The sequence below is a fragment of the Streptomyces chartreusis genome (assembly GCF_008704715.1).
GTDB lineage: Bacteria > Actinomycetota > Actinomycetes > Streptomycetales > Streptomycetaceae > Streptomyces > Streptomyces chartreusis.
This window is the reverse complement of record NZ_CP023689.1, coordinates 2,479,990-2,499,586: the sequence shown is the minus strand read 5'-3', so window position 1 is coordinate 2,499,586 and position 19,597 is coordinate 2,479,990. Positions and strand designations below refer to the sequence as shown.

At 70.1% G+C, this 19,597-nt stretch carries 9 protein-coding genes; 7 read left to right on the top strand and 2 right to left on the bottom strand.

Annotated features, from left to right (window positions below):
* The first annotated feature begins 174 nt into the window (after positions 1-174).
* The 4 genes from CP983_RS10450 to CP983_RS10435 all read left to right on the top strand — a co-directional run bounded on the left by CP983_RS10450 (position 175) and on the right by CP983_RS10435 (position 6,082).
* Positions 175-966 carry an ATP-binding cassette domain-containing protein gene (locus CP983_RS10450; protein WP_163017046.1) on the top strand — a complete coding sequence of 264 codons (792 nt, stop codon included), beginning with the start codon at positions 175-177 and terminating at the stop codon, positions 964-966.
* Positions 963-2,255, top strand: coding sequence for a sugar ABC transporter permease (locus CP983_RS10445; protein ID WP_125524630.1), 1,293 nt, complete (start codon positions 963-965; stop codon positions 2,253-2,255). The genes CP983_RS10450 and CP983_RS10445 overlap by 4 nt, the downstream gene beginning before the upstream one ends.
* Positions 2,256-2,485: 230 nt before the next feature.
* A complete protein-coding gene (gene dxs / locus CP983_RS10440) occupies positions 2,486-4,414 on the top strand; it encodes a 1-deoxy-D-xylulose-5-phosphate synthase (protein WP_125524631.1) in 1,929 nt (642 codons plus the stop codon).
* A 144-nt stretch (positions 4,415-4,558) separates the two neighbouring features.
* Positions 4,559-6,082, top strand: a complete 1,524-nt coding sequence (locus CP983_RS10435) for an amino acid permease (protein ID WP_150499409.1) — start codon at positions 4,559-4,561, stop codon at positions 6,080-6,082.
* A gap of 37 nt (positions 6,083-6,119) precedes the next feature.
* On the opposite strand, the gene CP983_RS10430 is transcribed toward CP983_RS10435, so the two are convergent.
* The gene (locus tag CP983_RS10430) at positions 6,120-6,491 is read right to left on the bottom strand and encodes a PIN domain-containing protein (protein WP_150499408.1); all 372 of its coding nucleotides are present in this window, start codon (positions 6,489-6,491) and stop codon (positions 6,120-6,122) included.
* Positions 6,492-6,566: 75 nt separating this feature from the next.
* Positions 6,567-7,457 carry an NAD(P)-dependent oxidoreductase gene (locus CP983_RS10425; protein ID WP_150499407.1) on the bottom strand — a complete coding sequence of 297 codons (891 nt, stop codon included), beginning with the start codon at positions 7,455-7,457 and terminating at the stop codon, positions 6,567-6,569.
* 346 nt (positions 7,458-7,803) lie between these two features.
* On the opposite strand from CP983_RS10425, the gene CP983_RS10420 reads away from it, so the two are divergent.
* The 3 genes from CP983_RS10420 to CP983_RS10410 all read left to right on the top strand — a co-directional run bounded on the left by CP983_RS10420 (position 7,804) and on the right by CP983_RS10410 (position 19,585).
* Positions 7,804-12,111 (top strand): LamG domain-containing protein, encoded by a 4,308-nt coding sequence (locus tag CP983_RS10420; protein WP_150499406.1) that lies wholly within the window; start codon positions 7,804-7,806, stop codon positions 12,109-12,111.
* 171 nt (positions 12,112-12,282) lie between these two features.
* Positions 12,283-19,137, top strand: coding sequence for a polymorphic toxin-type HINT domain-containing protein (locus tag CP983_RS10415; RefSeq protein ID WP_150499405.1), 6,855 nt, complete (start codon positions 12,283-12,285; stop codon positions 19,135-19,137).
* Positions 19,127-19,585 (top strand): hypothetical protein, encoded by a 459-nt coding sequence (locus CP983_RS10410; RefSeq protein WP_107907638.1) that lies wholly within the window; start codon positions 19,127-19,129, stop codon positions 19,583-19,585. Before CP983_RS10415 ends, CP983_RS10410 begins: the two co-directional genes overlap by 11 nt.
* Positions 19,586-19,597: the final 12 nt, after the last annotated feature.

Here is a 19,597-nt window from a genome sequence, read left to right as displayed (position 1 = left end):
GTCCCTTTCCAAGTGCGGGAATTCGTCCTTGAATTCCCGCACGGGACATGACTGCACAAGACTCCTCCGGCGTCCCGCGTATACGTCAGCCCCGCAAGCTCGGCGCGGGGCGCCGGACGGAACCCCCCAACTTTTCATTGCACAACCCTTCCGCCGGGTCAGGCGGCGAAGGAGATGGTTCACGTGTCCGCTACGCCCGTGCTGGCGTTGCGCGGGGTCTCCAAGCGATTCGGTGCCGTTCAGGCGCTCACCGACGTAGAGCTTGAGGTCCACGCCGGTGAAGTGGTCGCCCTGGTCGGCGACAACGGCGCCGGAAAGTCCACGCTGGTCAAGACGATCGCCGGCGTGCACCCCATCGATGAGGGCGTCATCGAATGGGACGGCAAGGCCGTCTCGATCAACCGGCCGCATGACGCCCAGGCCCTGGGCATCGCGACGGTCTACCAGGACCTCGCGCTGTGCGACAACATCGACGTCGTCGGCAACCTGTACCTGGGCCGTGAGGTCCGCAAATGGGGTGTCCTCGACGAGGTCGAGATGGAGCGCCGCTCGCGCGAGCTGCTCCAGACCCTGTCGATCCGCATCCCCAGCGTGCGTATCCCGATCGCCTCGCTCTCCGGCGGTCAGCGCCAGACCGTGGCCATCGCCCGCTCCATGCTCGGCGAGCCCAAGCTGGTCATCCTCGACGAGCCCACCGCCGCCCTCGGCGTCGAGCAGACCGCCCAGGTCCTCGACCTGGTCGAGCGGCTGCGCGAGCGCGGGCACGCCGTGATCCTCATCAGCCACAACATGGCCGACGTGAAGGCCGTCGCGGACAAGGTCGCCGTGCTGCGCCTCGGCCGCAACAACGGCGTCTTCGAGGTCAAGACGACCTCGCAGGAGGAGATCATCTCCGCCATCACGGGCGCCACCGAGAACGCCGTGACCCGCCGTGCGGCGCGCACGAACGGGGAGGTTTCCAAGTGAGCATCGACAAGACCTCCGCGACGGCGCAGGACCACGAGGTACTCAACACCGAGGCCGCCTCGGCCGCGGTGACCGCGGTCGACCCGCGCCTGCTGGTGCAGGAGCAGGGCCTGGCCGGCTACCTCACCGAGTTCCGGCGCAAGCTGAAGGCCGGTGAGCTGGGCTCCCTGCCGGTCATCCTCGGCCTGGTCGTCATCTGCGTCATCTTCCAGAGCCTGAACTCCGCGTTCCTCTCCGCGCAGAACATCAGTGACATCACCGTCACGATGGTCGGCACGGGCATGATCTCGGTCGGCATCGTCTTCGTGCTGCTGCTCGGCGAGATCGACCTGTCGGTCGGCTCGGTCAGCGGCGCGTCCAGCGCCATCGCGGCCGTCCTCGCGGTGAACCAGGGCTGGCCCGAGTGGGCGGCCGTTCTCTTCGCCGTCGCGGCGGGTGCCGTCATCGGTGCGGCGCACGGCTTCTTCTTCGCGGTGCTCGGCGCCCCGGCGTTCGCCGTGACGCTGGCCGGTCTGCTGTTCTGGCTCGGCTTCATGCTCCAGACGCTGGGCGAGAACGGCACTATCAACCTCGACAGCGACGGCCTCATCGGCAAGCTGACGACGTACTTCTTCACGGACGTGGCGGCCGCGTACGGCCTGGCGGCCGTGGTGACCGCGGTGTTCTTCATCACCTCGTTCCTCGGCAACCGCCGCCGCGAGGCCGCCGGAATCCCGTTCCGGCCGATGAGCGACACCCTCCTGCGCACGGGCCTGCTGGGCATCGTCTCCTTCGCCGCGGCTGTCATGTACAACCAGTACAAGGGCCTGCCGCTGGCCACGGTGATCTTCCTGGTGTTCCTGGTCGCCACGGACTTCGTGCTCCGGCGTACCGCGTACGGCCGCAAGATCTTCGCCCTCGGTGGCAGCGTCGAGGCCTCGCGTCGTGCCGGTATCAACGTGACCACGGTGCGGATCACCGTGTTCGCGATCTCGGGTGGCTTCGCCGCCATCGGTGGTCTGTTCCTGGCCTCGAAGATCGCCTCCGCGAACCAGAGCGCCGGTACCGGTGACCTGCTGATGAACGCCATCGCGGCGGCCGTCATCGGTGGTACGTCCCTGTTCGGTGGACGTGGCCGCACGTGGAACGCGCTGCTCGGTGTGCTGGTGATCGTCTCGATCCAGTACGGCCTCCAGCTGGAGTCCATCGCCGAGCCGGTGAAGTACATGATCACCGCCGGTGTTCTGCTCACGACCGTCGTGATCGACTCGATCACCCGGAAGACGCAGAAGACCGCGGGTCGCGCATAGCGCGGAACGCAGTAGCGCCGCAGGGGCGCGGGAGAACTGGCGAGTGCCGGTCCGTTGTGGCCGGCCTTGCGGTTCCCCGCGCCCCTTCCGGCGTTGTGGCACGGGGTGTTACCGGGTAGAGCCGAATGCGTGATGTACGTCGCCGGGGCCGGGAACCTTCCGGCTGAGCGGAACATTAGACTCGACAAGCCCGGCAACAGCTCGAACAGCTCTACTGCAAGGAGGCACGGGTGCCGCTGCTGACCCGCATCACGGGACCGCGCGATCTGGACCGGCTCAGCCCTGAGCAGCTGGACCAGCTGGCCGAGGAGATCCGGACCTTCCTCGTCGAGGCGGTTTCCAAGACCGGCGGCCACCTCGGCCCCAACCTCGGTGTGGTGGAGCTGACCATCGCCCTGCACCGGGTCTTCGAGTCGCCGAAGGACAAGGTCCTCTGGGACACCGGCCACCAGTCCTACGTCCACAAGCTGCTCACCGGCCGTCAGGACTTCAGCCGGCTGAAGATGAAGGGCGGCCTGTCGGGCTACCCCTCGCAGGCCGAGTCCGAGCACGACGTCATCGAGAACTCGCACGCCTCGACCGTCCTCGGCTGGGCCGACGGCCTCGCGAAAGCCAACGAGCTGCAAAAACGCGACGCCCATGTCGTCGCCGTCATCGGTGACGGCGCGCTGACCGGCGGCATGGCCTGGGAGGCGCTGAACAACATCGCCGAGGCCAAGGACCGCCCCCTGGTCATCGTCGTCAACGACAACGAGCGGTCGTACGCGCCGACCATCGGCGGCCTCGCGAACCACCTGGCGACGCTGCGCACCACCGACGGCTACGAGCGCTTCCTGACCCGCACCAAGGAGATCCTCGACCGCACCCCGGTCGTCGGCAGGCCCCTCTACGAGACCCTGCACGGGGCCAAGAAGGGCCTGAAGGACTTCATCGCCCCGCAGGGCATGTTCGAGGACCTCGGCCTGAAGTACGTCGGCCCGATCGACGGACACGACATCGAGGCCCTGGAGTCCGCGCTGGCCCGAGCCAAGCGCTTCGGCGGCCCGGTCATCGTGCACTGCCTCACCGAGAAGGGCCGCGGCTACCAGCCCGCCCTCCAGGACGAGGCCGACCGCTTCCACGGCATCGGCCCCATCCACCCCGACACCGGCCTGCCGATCAAGGCCTCGGGTGCCGACTGGACGTCCGTCTTCGGCGACGAGATGGTGAAGCTGGGCAAGGAGCGCGACGACATCGTGGCGATCACCGCCGCGATGCTCCAGCCGGTCGGCCTGAAGAAGTTCGCGGACACCTTCCCGGACCGCATCTACGACGTCGGCATCGCCGAGCAGCACGGCGCCGTGTCGGCCGCCGGCCTCGCCCACGGCGGGGTGCACCCCGTCTTCGCCGTGTACGCGACCTTCCTCAACCGCGCCTTCGACCAGGTCCTCATGGACGTGGCCCTGCACAAGTGCGGCGTCACCTTCGTGCTGGACCGCGCCGGTGTCACCGGCACCGACGGCGCCTCCCACAACGGCATGTGGGACATGTCGATCCTCCAGGTCGTCCCCGGCCTCAGGCTCGCCGCCCCGCGCGACGCCGACCAGGTGCGCGCCCAGCTGCGCGAGGCCGTCCAGGTGACGGACGCGCCGACTGTCGTCCGCTTCTCCAAGGGCGCCGTCGGCCCCGCCGTGCCCGCCGTGGGCCGCGTGGGCGGCATGGACGTCCTGCGCGAGCCCGGCACCGACACCCCGGACGTGCTGCTGGTCTCCGTGGGCGCCCTCGCGCCGATGTGCCTGGAGATCGCCGGTCTGCTCGACAAGCAGGGCATCACCACGACCGTCGTCGACCCGCGCTGGGTCAAGCCCGTCGACGAGGCCATGGCCCCGCTGGCCGAGCGCCACCGCGTCGTCGTCACCGTCGAGGACAACTCCCGCGTCGGCGGCGTCGGCTCGGCCGTCGCCCAGGCCCTGCGCGACGCGGGCGTCGACGTCCCGCTGCGCGACTTCGGCATCCCGCCGCGCTTCCTCGACCACGCCTCCCGCGGCGAGGTCCTGGCCGAGATCGGGCTCACCGCCCCCGACATCGCCCGCCAGGTCACCGGTCTCGTCTCCAAGCTGGACGGCCGGTTCGACCGTACGGCCGCCGAGGTCGACTCGGTGGAACCCGCGCGCGACTGACAGCCGCTGACGGCCGGATGGGCCGGTTTCACCACCCATGACGGTGGCGAAACCGGCCCATCTGTGTGAATCCGCCCACGCCGGGGCAGGCGTATCACGCCCCCTCTCGATCATGTCGAGGACGACAAGTGGGAGGTACGACCCGTGAGCAGCACACTCTTCCGGACGAAGAGAGTCGAGCAGTCCATCCTCGATACCGAGGAGCCGGAGCACGCGCTCAAGAAGTCCTTGTCCGCGTTGGACCTGACCGTCTTCGGCGTCGGTGTCATCATCGGCACCGGCATCTTCGTGCTCACCGGCACCGTCGCGAAGGACAACGCCGGACCCGCCGTGGCCCTGGCGTTCGTCGTCTCCGGCGTCGCCTGCGCGCTGGCCGCGCTCTGTTATGCCGAGTTCGCCTCCACGGTCCCGGTGGCCGGGTCCGCGTACACGTTCTCGTACGCCTCGCTGGGTGAACTGCCCGCCTGGATCATCGGCTGGGACCTGGTCCTGGAGTTCGCGCTCGGCACGGCGGTGGTGGCCGTCGGCTGGTCGGGCTACATCCAGTCCCTCATGGACAACGCGGGCTGGACGATGCCCGACGCGCTGGGCAGCCGGGAGGGCGCCGACACCTTCGGGTTCGACATCCTCGCCGCCGCGCTCGTCCTGGTCCTCACCTTCATCCTCGTCCTCGGCATGAAGCTGTCCGCGCGGATCACGTCCCTGGTCGTCGCCATCAAGGTGGCCGTCGTCCTGACCGTGATCGTCGCCGGCGCCTTCCTGATCGACGGCAACAACTACGACCCGTTCATCCCGAAGACGCAGACGGTGGAAGCCGCCAGCAATCTCGACGCCCCGCTGATCCAGCTCATGTTCGGCTGGGCCCCCTCCAACTACGGCGTGATGGGCATCTTCACCGCCGCCTCGGTCGTGTTCTTCGCCTTCATCGGCTTCGACGTCGTGGCCACGGCCGCCGAGGAGACCAAGAACCCGCAGCGCGACATGCCGCGCGGCATCATCGGCTCGCTCATCATCTGCACCACGCTGTACGTCCTCGTGTCCATCGTGGTCACGGGCATGCAGCACTACACCAAACTGTCCGTGGACGCCCCGCTCGCCGACGCGTTCAAGGACACCGGGCATCCCTGGTTCGCGGGCTTCATCAGCTTCGGCGCCGCGGTCGGCCTGACGACGGTGTGCATGATCCTGTTGCTCGGCCAGACCCGGGTGTTCTTCGCGATGAGCCGCGACGGACTGCTGCCGCGGTTCTTCTCCCACGTCCACCCGCGGTTCAAGACCCCGCACCGGCCGACCATCCTGCTCGGCGTGATCATCGCGATCCTCGCCGGCTTCACCCCGCTGACCGAACTCGCGGCCCTGGTGAACATCGGCACCCTGTTCGCCTTCGTGGTCGTGGCGATCGGCGTGATCATCCTCCGCAAGACCCGCCCCGACCTGCACCGGTCCTTCCGCACCCCGTGGGTGCCGGTCATCCCGATCCTGTCGGTGTGCGCCTCGCTGTGGCTGATGATCAACCTGCCCGCCGAGACCTGGGTCCGCTTCGCCATCTGGATGGTGGTGGGCTTCGGCGTGTACTTCCTCTACGGCCGCTCCCACAGCCGCCTCGGACGGCACGAGGAGACGACCGAGGCCGAGGTCGAGAAGGGCAACGGCACAGGCCCCGCCTAGCCCGATCCGACGGCTTGGGGCCGCGTACGGCAGCCGGCTACGGCCGGACCGTGCGCGGCCCCGCCACGTCCGCCCCCAACTCCGTCACCCGCCGGCGCAGTTCCCGGTCCGCGGTCACCACCAGACAGGCCCGCCCGGCCGCCCGCGTCACCAGCTCGACCATGTGATCGTCCCCGCTGCCGGCGGCGGACTCCACCAGCACCCCCGGCACGCTCTCCACGCCCCGAGCGGCCCCCTCCACGACGAGCACGATCTCCACGGGCCCCGCACGCCCCGGCACCCCGTCGGCCGCCAGCCGGTCCCGCAGCCGCTCCGCGGCCCCCCGCCGATCCCGCCACCACCCGTCGGGCACCGACCCGACGACGTTCGCGGCGTCGACGATCACGAGCAGGGGGACGTCGGCATTCATGCGGCAAGGGTCGCACGACGGCGTGCGCAGGAGACCGGCCCGCTCACTCCGGGCCCCCTGCCGGAGCCGGCACGCTCACTCCGCCGCCCCCTCCTCGAAGCTCGCGAAGTACGCCGCCGCCATGTCCTCGTCGCCGTGTCCCTGCGCCGTCGCCCGCTCGAAGCGCTCCGCGCTCGCCGTCGCCACGTCCAGCTGTACGCCGTGCCGTTCGCCGGCCTCCACGATGAGCCGTGCGTCCTTCGCCGCCGTGCTCACCGCGAAGGCGGCCGGGGACAACCGGTCGTTCAGCACCAGGTCCGTCTTGGCCCGCAGGTACCCCATGTCGAGCGGCCCGCCGTCGATCACCTCGAAGAAGCGCTGCGGGGCCACGTCCAGGGCCTTGGACAGCGCGAGCACCTCGCCGGCGGCGTTCGTCACGGCCAGCACCCAGCTGTTGGCGACCAGCTTCAGCCGGGTCGCGCTGCCCGCCCCGCCGTCCTCGCCGGTCCACACCGTACGGGCGCCGACGGCGTCGAACACCGGCGTGACCTTCTCACGGCCCTCGGCGGGACCGGCCGCCAGGACGGTGAGCTGACCGGCCTCGGCGGGCTGGCGGGTGCCGAGGACGGGGGCGTCGTAGAAGACGAGGCCGTGCTCGTCGGCGAAGGCGACCAGAGCGGCGATGCCGTCGATACCGGCGGTCGTCGACTGCATCCAGACGGCACCGGAGCGCAGTCCGGGCGCCGCCTCGCGCATGACTTCGAGGGTCGCGGGACCGTCGTACAGCATGGTCAGGACGACATCGGCGCCCTCGACCGCCTCGGCGGGGGAGTCGGCGACGAAGGCGCCGTCGGCGGCCAGCGGCTGGGCCTTGGCCCGGGTGCGGTTCCAGGCACGGACGGTGTGCCCGGCCTTCGCGAGGTTGCGGGCCATCGCGGCGCCCATGATGCCGGTGCCCAGGACGCTCACGGTGAGCTTGTCGGTCATGACGTCGAATTCCTGTTCTCGTGCGGACGTTGCTGCTCTGATCCAGCTTGCCCCGGGCACACGGAGATGCCGCGGACCCCACGACGCGGAGGGGGAGTTGGTGACATCGGCCGTATGCCGGTGGCGGCTCGGTTCCATAGGGCCGGAGTTGTCTGACGAGGCGTGAGGTAGTTCAGGATTCAGGCATTCGGAATTCACCGCTCCTTCCCCATTCCCCCTTAACTTGACGTGTCCATAGCGGATCTTGGTCGAATCATGACCAGGGCGGGGAGGGGCCGTGAGGGTGGTTCGTCGTGTGCGTGGACGCAGGAGGGCGGGTAGATCCGTCGCGTCCGTAGCGGTGGGGATGGGCATCGCCGTGGCCGTCGGCCTGTTGCCGACGGGAGCGATGCCGGCGGTCGCCGCCGGGCGGCCGGCGTCACAGTCACCGCCTGCGAGCGAGCAGGCATCCGGTGCCGGGGAAGCCGCGGTCGCGGCCACCGAGGACGAGGCGTTCGCCCGGGCGAAGCGGCTGGGCAGGAACGTCGAGGTCCTCTCGCTGCGCGGTGAGAGCACCGATGTGTACGCCACGCCCGGCGGTGACCTCGAGTCCCGTGAGTACCTGCGTCCGGTGCGGACCCGGGTCGACGGCGAGTGGCGGTCGATCGACACCGTGCTCGCGGTGGTCGGTGGGGGTGCCGACAAGGGCATGGTCGCCCCGAGGGCGGCCTCGGTCGGGCTGGCGTTCTCCGGTGGCGGCGAGGGGCCGCTGGTACGGCTGGAGCGCGCAGGCCGGAGCCTTGAGCTGTCCTGGCCGGGCACGGTGCCCGCGCCTCGGCTCGACGGTGACACCGCCACCTACCCCGACATCCTCCCGGACGTCGACCTACGGCTCGCCGCCCGGCCCGAGGGCTTCACCCAGCTGCTCGTAGTGAAGTCGGCGGAGGCCGCCGCGAGCGACGAACTGGCCCAGCTCCGGCTCAAGTTGGGGACCGAGGGGCTGGCGACGCGAGAGACCGCGAACGGAGGACTCGCCGCGGTCGACGAGGGGTCGGGCGGAGTCGTCTTCGAGGCTCCTAGGCCGGTGATGTGGGACTCCAGCACGGCGGGAGCGCAGCCGACGTCGGCTGCGAAGGCCGTGAAGCCCGCGTCATTCACAGCGACCGCGGTTGGCGAGGCCGGGGCGTCCACCACCACCGAGCCCACCGCCGCCGACTCCGGCCGGGTCGAGCCCATCGGTGTCGACATCCCCGCCGGCGGCGACGAACTCGTCCTCACCCCGGACAAGGACCTGCTCACCGGGTCCGACACCGTCTACCCCGTCTTCATCGACCCGCAGTGGTACTCGCCGAAGGCCACCTCCTGGACCATGGCCTCCCGGTACTGGGCGAGTTCGCCCCAGTGGAAGTTCAACGGCGACCCGGACGCCGGGCTCGGCTACTGCGGCTGGAACTACTGCAACCCGCAGGATGTGAAGCGGCTCTTCTACCAGATCCCGACCACCAAGTTCGCGGGCCGCAGCATCCTGTCCGCCGAGTTCGTCGTACGGAACACCTGGTCGTCCTCCTGCGAGGCACGCGAGGTGCAGCTCTGGCGGACCAAGGGGATCAACTCCTCCACCACCTGGAACACCCAGGACGCCTCCGGCTTCTGGATCGACCACCTCCAGAACCGCAGCTTCGCCCACGGCTACGACGGCTGTGCCGCCGCCGACGCGGAGTTCGACGTCAAGGACGCCGTGGCGATGGCCGCGTCGAAGAAGTGGCCGCAGATCACCTTCGGCATGCGCGCCAGCGCCTCCGGCGAGAGCGACCGCTACAGCTGGAAGCGCTTCTCCGACGACGCGTTCCTGCGCGTGCGCTACAACAGGCCGCCGCCGCGGATCGCCACCTCGCAGCTCACCATGGACCCCGGCGGCACCTGCGAGCCGAACGACACCCGGGTGCGGGTGCGCTCCCGCGCCACCGTCCGCGCCAACAATGTCACCGACCCCGACAAGGACCGGATCCAGGTGCAGTTCCGGGCACTGTGGGACACGGGTGACGGCTGGAAGCAGCACTGGATCTCGGCCAAGAGCACGGACAAGGCATCCGGTTCGGACTTCTCCGTCCAGCTGCCCACCTCCATCCCGCAGAACAAGATCGTCGGCTGGCAGGCACGTGCCTGGGACGGCGGCCAGTGGTCTGCCTGGAGCTCCCAGAACGCGCACAGCTGCCACTTCGTCTACGACACGACCGTGCCCGTGGGCCCGTCCATCGCCTCGTCGCAGTACCCGAGCTCCGACCCCGCCGACCCGAACGACCCCTGGTGGGACGGCGTCGGCCGGTACGGCACCTTCTCCATCGACACCTCCTCGGGTGACGTCACCAAGTACTGGTTCGGCATCAACGGCTCGCCCTCCAGCGCCCACACGCTGACCACCTCCGGCGGCGGCGCCAAGACGATGAAGTTCATGCCGACCAAGCCCGGCGTCAACTTCATCACCGCCCAGGCCTTCGACGCCGCCGGCAACGGCTCCGAGACCCGCACCTACTACTTCCGGGTCCGCTCCGGGCAGCCCGACCGGCTCGGCTGGCAGATGGACGAGGGCGCAGGCGCCACTCAGGTGAACGGCGCGGGCGGGGAGTGGCCCGCCACGCTGAACGGCGGTCTGAAGCCGGGCGGCGCGGGCATCACCGGCAACGGCCTCGAACTGGACGGCACCGACGACCACGCGGCCAGCGACTCCCCGGTCCTCGACACCGCCAAGAGCTTCACGGTGTCGGTGTGGGCCAAGCTGTCCGCCAACCCGACCGGGGCGCCCGTCGCCGTCGCCCAGGCCGGCTCCAGCACCAGCGGCTACGAGATCTACTACTCCACCGCGCTCGGCGGCTGGGTCTTCCTGCGGCACACCGCCGACGCCTCAGGCACCTCGGTGGCCAGGGCCGTACAGCCTGCCTGCGTGAGCGGTGACACCGCCTGCCAGACGGCCCGCACAGGCACCTGGACCCACCTGGTCGGCGCGTTCAACTACCCGAGCCGGCAACTGAAGCTGTACGTCGACGGCGCGCTCGTCGCCACCGCCCCGTACACCACCACCCCCTGGGACGCCCGCGGCCGCACGATCCTCGGTGCCGCCTCCCACTACGGAACCGTGGAGGGCTTCTTCAAGGGCTCCCTCGACGAGGCGCAGTTCTTCGACTACCAGCTCACCGACGCCCAGGTGACCCAGCTGCACAACCGGCAGCCGGTGAGCAGCGCCCGCCCTGCCAAGCTCGTCTTCCCGATGGACGAGGCCGCCACCGACGTCGCGCTGACCGGCCGTGCGCAGCACGCCCCCGCCCAGCTCCTGGGCGGCGCCACCAGCGGCGTCGGCGGCGTCAACGGCCGCGCGGTGCAGTTCGACGGCATCGACGACTACGCCACCACCGGCCGTCCGATCATGGACACCGCCCAGAGCTTCGCGGTCTCCGCCTGGGTGAAACTGCCCAAGGACAAGGAGGCCAAGGCGATGACGGCCGTCGCCCAGGCGGGCACCGTCAACCCCGGCTTCGAGCTGTACCACTCCACCGCGCTCGGCGGCTGGGTCTTCATCCGGGAACAGAGCGACACGGCCGACTCCACGGTCGTACGCGTCACCCAGTCCGCCTGCCCCGCCAACACCAACTGCGCCGCGGCGCGCCTCGGCGAGTGGAACCACGTGGTCGCCGTCCAGGACGTCGACGCGGGCAGGATCCTGCTCTACGTCAACGGCGTCCTGGAGGGCACGGCCGCCTTCACCACCCCGTGGCTCGCCGTCGGCCGGGTCACCCTCGGCGGCACCTACCGCGCGGACGGCACCCTGGGCAGCCCGCTCAAGGGCGCCATGGACGACGTACGCCTCTACGACCGGGCGGTGTCCGACGACGAGGTGCGTCAGCTCTTCAAGCAGCGGCCGCTGGTCACCAGCCGCTGGAAGTTCGAGACCGCGTCCACGGCCACCCCGCCGGTCACCCCGGACGCCGGCCCCGCGGGCGCCGGCCTGACCCTCAACAACGGAGCCCGGCTCGGCTCCGGCTGGGTCGACGGCGGCCTCGACCTCGACGGGGTGGACGACTACGCCGCCACCGCGAGCGGCACCGTGCCCCTCGACACCGCGGCCAGCTTCACCGTCAGCGCCTTCGCGCAGGCATCGGCCCGGCCCACCGGCCAGGTCGCGCTGCTGAGCGCGCCGGGTACGAACAAGGACGCCTTCTCGGTCCGGTACATCCCGAGCAGCACTCCGGAGATCAACGGCGGCCGCTGGCGGATCACCACCGCCGACGCGGACAAGACCGACGCCTCGTCCGTCGAGGTGGAGAACGGGCAGTTCTACGGCCCCGAGGACTGGACCCATTTGGCCCTCGTCTACGACGGCTTCGCCCGCGAGATGCGGCTGTACGTCAACGGCGAGCTGGAAGAGGTCGCCTGCCAGGACGCCGACGACGACGGTGAACCCGACGTCAGCGGCTGCACCGAGCAGATCTCCTACTCCGAGAACGTGCTGACCTTCAAGGCCGTCCAGTCCCTGCGCGTCGGCCGCGACCGGGCCGGCGCCTACTTCCCGGGCACCCTCTCGGACGTCTGGACGTTCCAGGGCGCCCTCAGCGACTCGCAGATCGCCCATCTGTCGCTGGGCATGCCGGGTGTCGCCACCGAGGTCCCCGGCACGGACTGACCAGGAGCGATGCCGGCCCGTCGCCCTCCGGCGCGCGGGCCGGCACTGCTTTGCGAGCTTTCTACACCACTCTCACCACGAGTGAATCCGAGGGGAACGATGAGGGATACGGCACGAGCGGGCCGCGCGGCCCGCTGGAGACGGAAGACCGCGCTGGCTTCCGGGATCGTCATGATCGCGACCGTGCTCCAGGGGGTCACGGCACCCGCGGGCGCGGGTGCCGTGGCGGACGACGGGCGCGGGCGGCCGGTGTTGCCCGAGACGGAGCGGCCGGTGGCCGGTGCCGCGGCCAAGGTCAAGCCGCGCACGGTGGAGCGCGGGCCGCGCACCCCGCGCACCGCCCCGAAGGCCCAATGGCCGAAGGCGGGTTCGGGCCGGGTGACCCTCGACGGGGCGCCGGCGGGCGCGAAGAGCGTGGCTCCCACTCCGGTGCAGGCCGGGAAGCTGCCGGTCTCCGTCGGCGCGGCCAAGGCTCGCGGTGCCGCCGGTGCCGTGCGGGTCGCACTGGCCGGGCGAGGACAGGCCGAGAAGGCCGCCGTCGACGGACTGCTCGTGACACTCGCCCCCGAGCGCACGGGCTTCTCCGACGGCGCGGCTCGGGTGCGCGTCGACTACCGCGCTCTCACCCAGGCGTACGGCGGCGGTTACGGCGCCCGGCTCACCCTGGTCGAGCTGCCCGCCTGTGTCCTGAAGATCCCGGAGCAGGCCAAGTGCCGTATCCAGAAGCCGGTCGAGGCGGTGAACGACACGGAGGGCGGCGCGCTCACCGCCGCCTCGGTGCGACTGACGGCCGCGCGGCCGACCGTGCTCGCGGCGGTGGCGGACGACAGCGCGGCCACCGGTGACTACAAGGCGACCACCCTCGCCCCTTCCTCGACCTGGCAGACCAACCTCAACACCGGTGACTTCGCCTGGTCGTACGACATGGGCGTCCCCGACGTGCCGGGCGGACTGAAGCCGAGCATCGGACTCGGCTACTCCTCGGGCTCGGTCGACGGCCGCACCACCGAGACCAACAACCAGTCCTCCTGGATCGGCAGCGGCTTCGACATGTGGCCGGGCTACATAGAGCGCCGCTACAAGCCGTGTGCCGAGGACGGGGTCGAGAACAGCGACGGCTTGAAGCCCGGCGATCTGTGCTGGGGCTACGACAACGCCTTCATCAGCTTCAACGGCAAGGGCGGCGAACTCGTCCCCACCGGCACCGCCGGGGAGTTCAAGCTGCGCCAGGACGACGGCACCCGTATCGCGCGGCTGACGTCCACCGACCGGGGCAACGGCGACGACAACGGCGAGTACTGGCGGCTGACCGATCCCGACGGTGTGCGCTACTACTTCGGCTACCACCGGCTGCCCGGCTGGGCCGACGGCAAGAAGTCCACCAACTCCGCCTGGACGACCCCCGTCTTCGGCGACGACGCCAACGAGCCCTGCCACGCGTCCGCCTTCGCCGACTCCTGGTGCCAGCAGGCCTGGCGCTGGAACCTCGACTACGTCGTCGACCCGCGCGGCAACGCGATCGCCTACCACTACACCCAGGAGAAGAACTCCTACGGCCGCAACCTGAAGGCCGCCGACGACACCCGCTACACCCGCGGCGGCTACCTCGACGAGATCCAGTACGGCCTCAAGTCGTCCTCGATGTACGGCACCCCGGCCCTCGCGAAGGTCACCTTCACCAACGCGGAACGCTGCCTGCCCGACTCCCGGACCACCTGCTCGTCCATCACCGGCGACTCCGCGTACTGGTACGACACGCCCTGGGACCTCAACTGCGACGAGGGCAAGGACTGCGACAACGGCCGTCTCTCGCCCACGTTCTGGACCCGCAAGCGCCTCAGCGAGGTGACCACGCAGGTCATCGACGCGGCCGGCGCCTACCAGAAGGTCGACTCCTGGAAGCTGACCCACCGCTGGGGCATGGCGGACATCGACTACCAGTTGCTGCTCGACTCGATCCAGCACACCGGTCACACCGCCACACCGGCGATCACGCTGCCGAAGACCACCTTCAGCTACGTCCAGCTGGCGAACCGGCTCGACAGGACCGGTGACGGCTTCGCCCCGTTCATCAAGGACCGCCTCGCGACGGTCGCCGACGAGTACGGCGGCCAGATCGACGTCAACTACTCGGCCCCGGCCTGCGACTGGGCCGCACTGCCCACACCGCAGACCAACACCACGCGCTGTTTCCCGCAGTACATCGGCGGCAGCGCCACGGATGACCCCGACCGGCACTGGTTCAACAAGTACGTCGTCACCTCGGTCACCGGCACCGACCGCACCGGAGGGGCACCCGACCAGGTCACCCGGTACGAGTACCTGGGCGGAGCGGCCTGGCACTACGACGATGACGACGGTCTGACCAAGGAGAAGTCCAAGACCTGGTCCCAGTGGCGCGGTTACGGGCACGTGCGCGTCAAGACCGGCGGGCAGGGCGGCGACGCGGCGATGAAGTCGCAGGCCGACACCTACTTCCTGCGCGGCATGGACGGCGACCGCGAATCCCCGACCGGCGGCACGAAGAACGTCGGCATCACCCTCGGCGACGGCGAGGGCGACCCCATCACCGACCACGAGGCTCTTGCCGGCACCGCCTACAAGACCGTCGGCTACTCCGGCAACGACGGCCGGGTCCTCACCAAGACCGTGAACCGCCCTTGGTACCACCAGACCGCGAAGAAGACGCGCGACTGGGGCACCGTCACCGCCAACTTCACCGGCATCGGCCACACCAAGACCTGGACGTCCCTGGACGACGGGGCGGGTACGTCCTGGCGGACCACCTCCACCGCCACCTCGTACGACACCGTGGCCGGCCGGGTCACCCAGATCGACGACTTCGGCGACGGCTCCACCGCGACGGACAACCGCTGCACCCGCACCACGTACGCCACCAACAGCACCGACAACATCCTCAACCTGCCCGCGCGGGTCGAGACCGTCGCCAAAGCCTGCGACGACCCCGTCGACCGCGCCAAGGACGTCATCTCCGACGTCCGCTCGGCCTACGACGGCGGCGCCTACGGCACGGCCCCGACCAAGGGCGACGCCACCGCGACGGCCCTGCTGAAGAAGCACGACGGCACCACGGCCACCTACCTGGAGTCCGGCGCCACCTTCGACTCCTACGGCCGAGTCCTCACCAGCACCGACCTCACCGCCAACGTCACGGCCACCGGCACGGCCGCACCCGTACGCACCGCCCGCACGGACGGCCGGACCACCACCACGGACCGGACACCGACCACCGGGTTCGTCACCAGGACGGTGACGACGACACCTCCGGCGAAGCCCGGGGACGCCACCACGGCCCTCGCCAACACCACGACGCACGGCTCGCGCGGGCTGCCGCTGACGCAGACCGACACCAAAGGCAAGGTGACCACCTTCGCCTACGACGCGCTCGGCCGCTCCACCAAGGTATGGCTCGCCGACCGCCAGACCACACTGACGCCCAGCTACGAGTTCGACTACCTCCTCACCGACGGCCGGCCGGTCGCAGTCGCCACCAAGGCGCTCGGCACCAACGGCAGCCAGGTGACGGCGTACAGCCTGTACGACGGCTTCCTGCGCCAGCGCCAGACACAGAAGCCGGGCCCCGACGGCGGGCGCCTGCTGTCCGACGTCTTCTACGACGAACGCGGGCTGACGGCCAAGACGTTCGAGACCTACTACGCCACGGGCGCACCCTCCCGCACCCTGTTCAAGCCGACGGACGCGCTCGCGGTCGAGACCCAGACGCGGACCACGTTCGACGGCATGGGCCGCCCCACGGCGAGCGAGCAGATCGCGGGCAACGGCGACGGCGGCCCGTCGCTCGGCACCACCCGCACCCTCTACGGCGGCGACCGCACCACGGTCATCCCCCCGGAGGGAGGCACAGCCGTCACCACGGTCACCGACGCCCGCGGCCGGACCACGGAGCTGCGCCAGCACCACACACGCTCCGCCCAGGCCGCGTTCGACACGACCCGGTACACGTACACCCCGCGCGGCGAGCTGGAGAAGCTGACCGACCCGGCCGGCAACGTCTGGAGCTACACCTACGACCTGCTCGGCAACCTCAGGACGGCCGTCGACCCGGACAAGGGACCCAGTTCCACCGAGTACGACGACCGCGGACAGGTCCTGTCCGTCTCCGACGACCGGTCCACCGACCTCTACTACGTGCGCGACGGCCTCGGCCGGCAGACCGAGCTGCGGGAGAACAGCGCCACCGGCAAGCTGCGCGCCAAGTGGGTCTACGACACCATCAGCGGCGCGAAGGGCCACCTGGCCGAGTCCACCCGATACGTCGGATCCGACGCGTACACCAACAAGGTCGTCGCCTACGACCGGCTCTACCGCCCGCTGCGCTCGACCGTGACGATCCCCGCGAGTGAAGGAGCGCTCGCCGGCACGTATCTGTCGGCCACCGCGTACAACGTGGACGGCTCGGTACGCACGACCGGTTCCCCGGCCGCGGGCGCCCTGCCCGCGACCACGGTGGCGTTCACCTACGAGGACGAGACCCAGCGGCCGATCGCGCTGAGCGGCAGCCAGGGAATCGACGTCACCACCAGCTACAGCCTCACCGGAAAGCCGCTCCAGTTCGAACTGTCGAACAACGGCGGCAAGAAGACCTGGGTCACCAACACCTACGAGTGGGGCACCCAGCGGCTGGCCACGTCCCGCGTGGACCGTCAGGACGTGCCGGGCGTCGACCGGAACAACACCTACGGCTACGACCAGATGGGCAACGTCCTGTCCGTCTCGGACGTCTCCCGCTCCGGCACGGACACGCAGTGCTTCGACTACGACCACCTGCGCCGGATGACGACGGCCTGGTCCCAGTCGACGACCACCTGCGCCGCCGCCCCGAGCGGGCAGACGGTCGGCGGCCCCGCGCCGTACTGGCACTCCTACACCTACGACAAGGTGGGCAACCGGGAGACCGAGACCCTGCACGACGTCACAGGTGACGTGGCGAAGAACACCGTACGCACCTACGACTACCCGGACCCGGGCAAGCCGCGTCCGCACGCCGTGCACACGGTGACCCAGACCGGGCCCGGCGGCACCGCGCAGGACTCCTACGGCTACGACGTGGTCGGCAACACCGACACCCGCACCCTCGCCGGCACCACCCAGGACCTCGACTGGGACGCCGAGGGTCACCTGGTCAAGGTCACCAAGCCGGTCGAGGGCAAGGCCGACGACATCACCGAGTACGTCTACGACGCGGCCGGCAACCGGCTCATCGCCCGCACCTCGAAGGAGAACACGCTCCACCTCGGCGCCACCCGGATCACCGTGGCCAAGGGCGGCACGACCGCAGTGGCCACCCGCACCCTGGACCTCGGCAGCGGGCACCAGGCCGTGATCGACAACGACGGTTCGGTCTCGTTCACCGTCGCCGACCACCAGGGGTCGGGACAGCTCGCGGTCGAGGCGGCGAACCAGCAGCTGACCCAGCGCCGCACCCTGCCCTTCGGCGGAGCCCGCGGCACCGAGCCGAGCAACTGGCCCGGTGTGCAGGGCTTCGTCGGCGGCGTCGACGACAGCGACTCCACCGGGCTGCAGCACCTGGGCGCCCGCGAGTACGACCCGGCGACCGGCCGGTTCCTCTCGGTCGACCCGCTGATCACCCCGGGCGACCCGCAGGCGCTCAACGGCTACGCCTACGGCAACAACAGCCCGCTCACCTTCAGCGACCCCGACGGCCTGCGCTGCATCCACGGCGCTCCCGGCGGCGGCGCGGACGGCATCTGCGCCGGCGTCCCGGGTGACACCGACGGCGTCATCAACAGCGACTCCAACAACTGTCCTACGCACAGCACGTCCTGCAACGAGACCGCCCGCCAGATGGCGCGGGAGGCCAAGCGGAACGGCACCTACGGCAAGAAGCCGATCGTCATCCAGCCCAAGGGTGACTCGATCACCATCCAGGGCGTCTACGTCCCGACCCAGGCGGAACTCGCCGAGCACTTCCCGTACTACCACGAGCGCCTGGACTACCAGCACAACCTCATGAACTGGGCGCGCGCCCGGTGCACCGGACTGACCGTCGCGGGCTCGGAGTTCTGCTCCGCGGTGGGCGAACTCGGCTGGTTCGGTGACCAGAACGGGCCGGGCATCCTGGAGGTCCTGGGCATAGACGACTACGTCGGCTGCGCCACGGGCTCCGGCAGCGCCTGCAAGGCCGCGGCGATCGACGCGGGCATCGCGGTCGGCACCGGCCTGCTCGGCAAGGGCGCCAAGGTCGTCTTCAAGGGCTTCAAGGCGGCTCTGAAGAAGACGGACTCCATCCCCATCCAGTGCCTCGTCGGCGGCGGCAGGCACAGCTTCACGCCCGGCACGCGCGTGCTGATGTCCGACGGGTCCACCAAGCGGATCGAGGACGTCCGGCTCGGCGACGAGATCGTGGTCACCGACCCGCACACCGGCCGGACCACGACGCGGACCGTCGTCGCCACCATCATCACCAAGGACGACAAGCACTTCGTCGACCTGACGGTCTCTCACCAGGGCACTCGGGGCGCGCAGTCGCTGACGTCCACGACGACGCACCCGTTCTGGTCGCCCTCCGAGGGCACCTGGATCGACGCCGGCCACCTCGCACCCGGCATGACGCTGCGCACGGCCGAAGGCGGCACGGTCCGGGTCGAGAAGACCCGCGAGTACCACAAGCTCCAGCGCACGCACGACCTCACCATCGACGACATCCACACGTACTACGTCGTCGCCGGTACGACCCCGCTCCTCGTGCACAACGACGACGGCGGGTTCGACTGGGAGAAGGGTCTGTCGGAGCTCAAGGAGACCTGGGACGGCGGCGACCTCGACGACGACGGCAAGCACTCCCCGCGCGGCAACCAGGCCGAGAACAAGGAGTTCAGGGACGCGCTGAAGAAGATCGAGGGCGAACTCGGACGGAGCGTCACCCCCGCCGAGCGGCGCATGCTGCACGACCGCGTCACCGGCCAGGGCTACGGCTACCATCGCATCGTCGAGGAAGGCAGGGGGCTGTTCGGTGGCTGCTGAGATCCACGTCGGCGAGATCACTGCGATCCTGACGGGCGCGGTCGCACGCTCCGTCGGCAGGGCCGTGGACATGGGAGTCGTCGAGTTCGACGGACCCGCAGGCGAGACGGTCATGGCCCATCTTCAGTGCCCGTTCCGCATCGTCCAGGACGGGACGATCCTCGTGGGGTCCGCGGACATGCGGTACCCGCAGAAGGGCGCGGGAGAGCGGGCGTTCGACGAGTTCCGTACCGTCTACGACGCCCGGTCCACCAAGCTCAACGCGATTCTCGGCGAGTTGAGGCCCACCGTCGACGCTGTGAGCGTCGGTGCCGCGGGTGAACTGACCGTGACCTGGGAGCCCGCGTTCAGGCTCGAGGCGTTCCCGGTCTGTTCGGGGCCGATGGAGGCCTGGCGGGTCCTGGTCCGTGGGGGAGCCCACCACGGATTCCCGCCGGACACCGTCTGAACCGGCCGCCCC

What these genes read in the sequence shown, in the direction of transcription:
- CP983_RS10425 (WP_150499407.1), bottom strand. Translation starts at nt 7,457, where the DNA reads ATGACCGACAAGCTCACCGTGAGCGTCCTGGGCACCGGCATCATGGGC.
- CP983_RS10415 (WP_150499405.1), top strand. Translation starts at nt 12,283, where the DNA reads ATGATCGCGACCGTGCTCCAGGGGGTCACGGCACCCGCGGGCGCGGGT.
- CP983_RS10420 (WP_150499406.1), top strand. Translation starts at nt 7,804, where the DNA reads ATGGGCATCGCCGTGGCCGTCGGCCTGTTGCCGACGGGAGCGATGCCG.
- CP983_RS10430 (WP_150499408.1), bottom strand. Translation starts at nt 6,491, where the DNA reads ATGAATGCCGACGTCCCCCTGCTCGTGATCGTCGACGCCGCGAACGTC.
- CP983_RS10450 (WP_163017046.1), top strand. Translation starts at nt 175, where the DNA reads ATGGTTCACGTGTCCGCTACGCCCGTGCTGGCGTTGCGCGGGGTCTCC.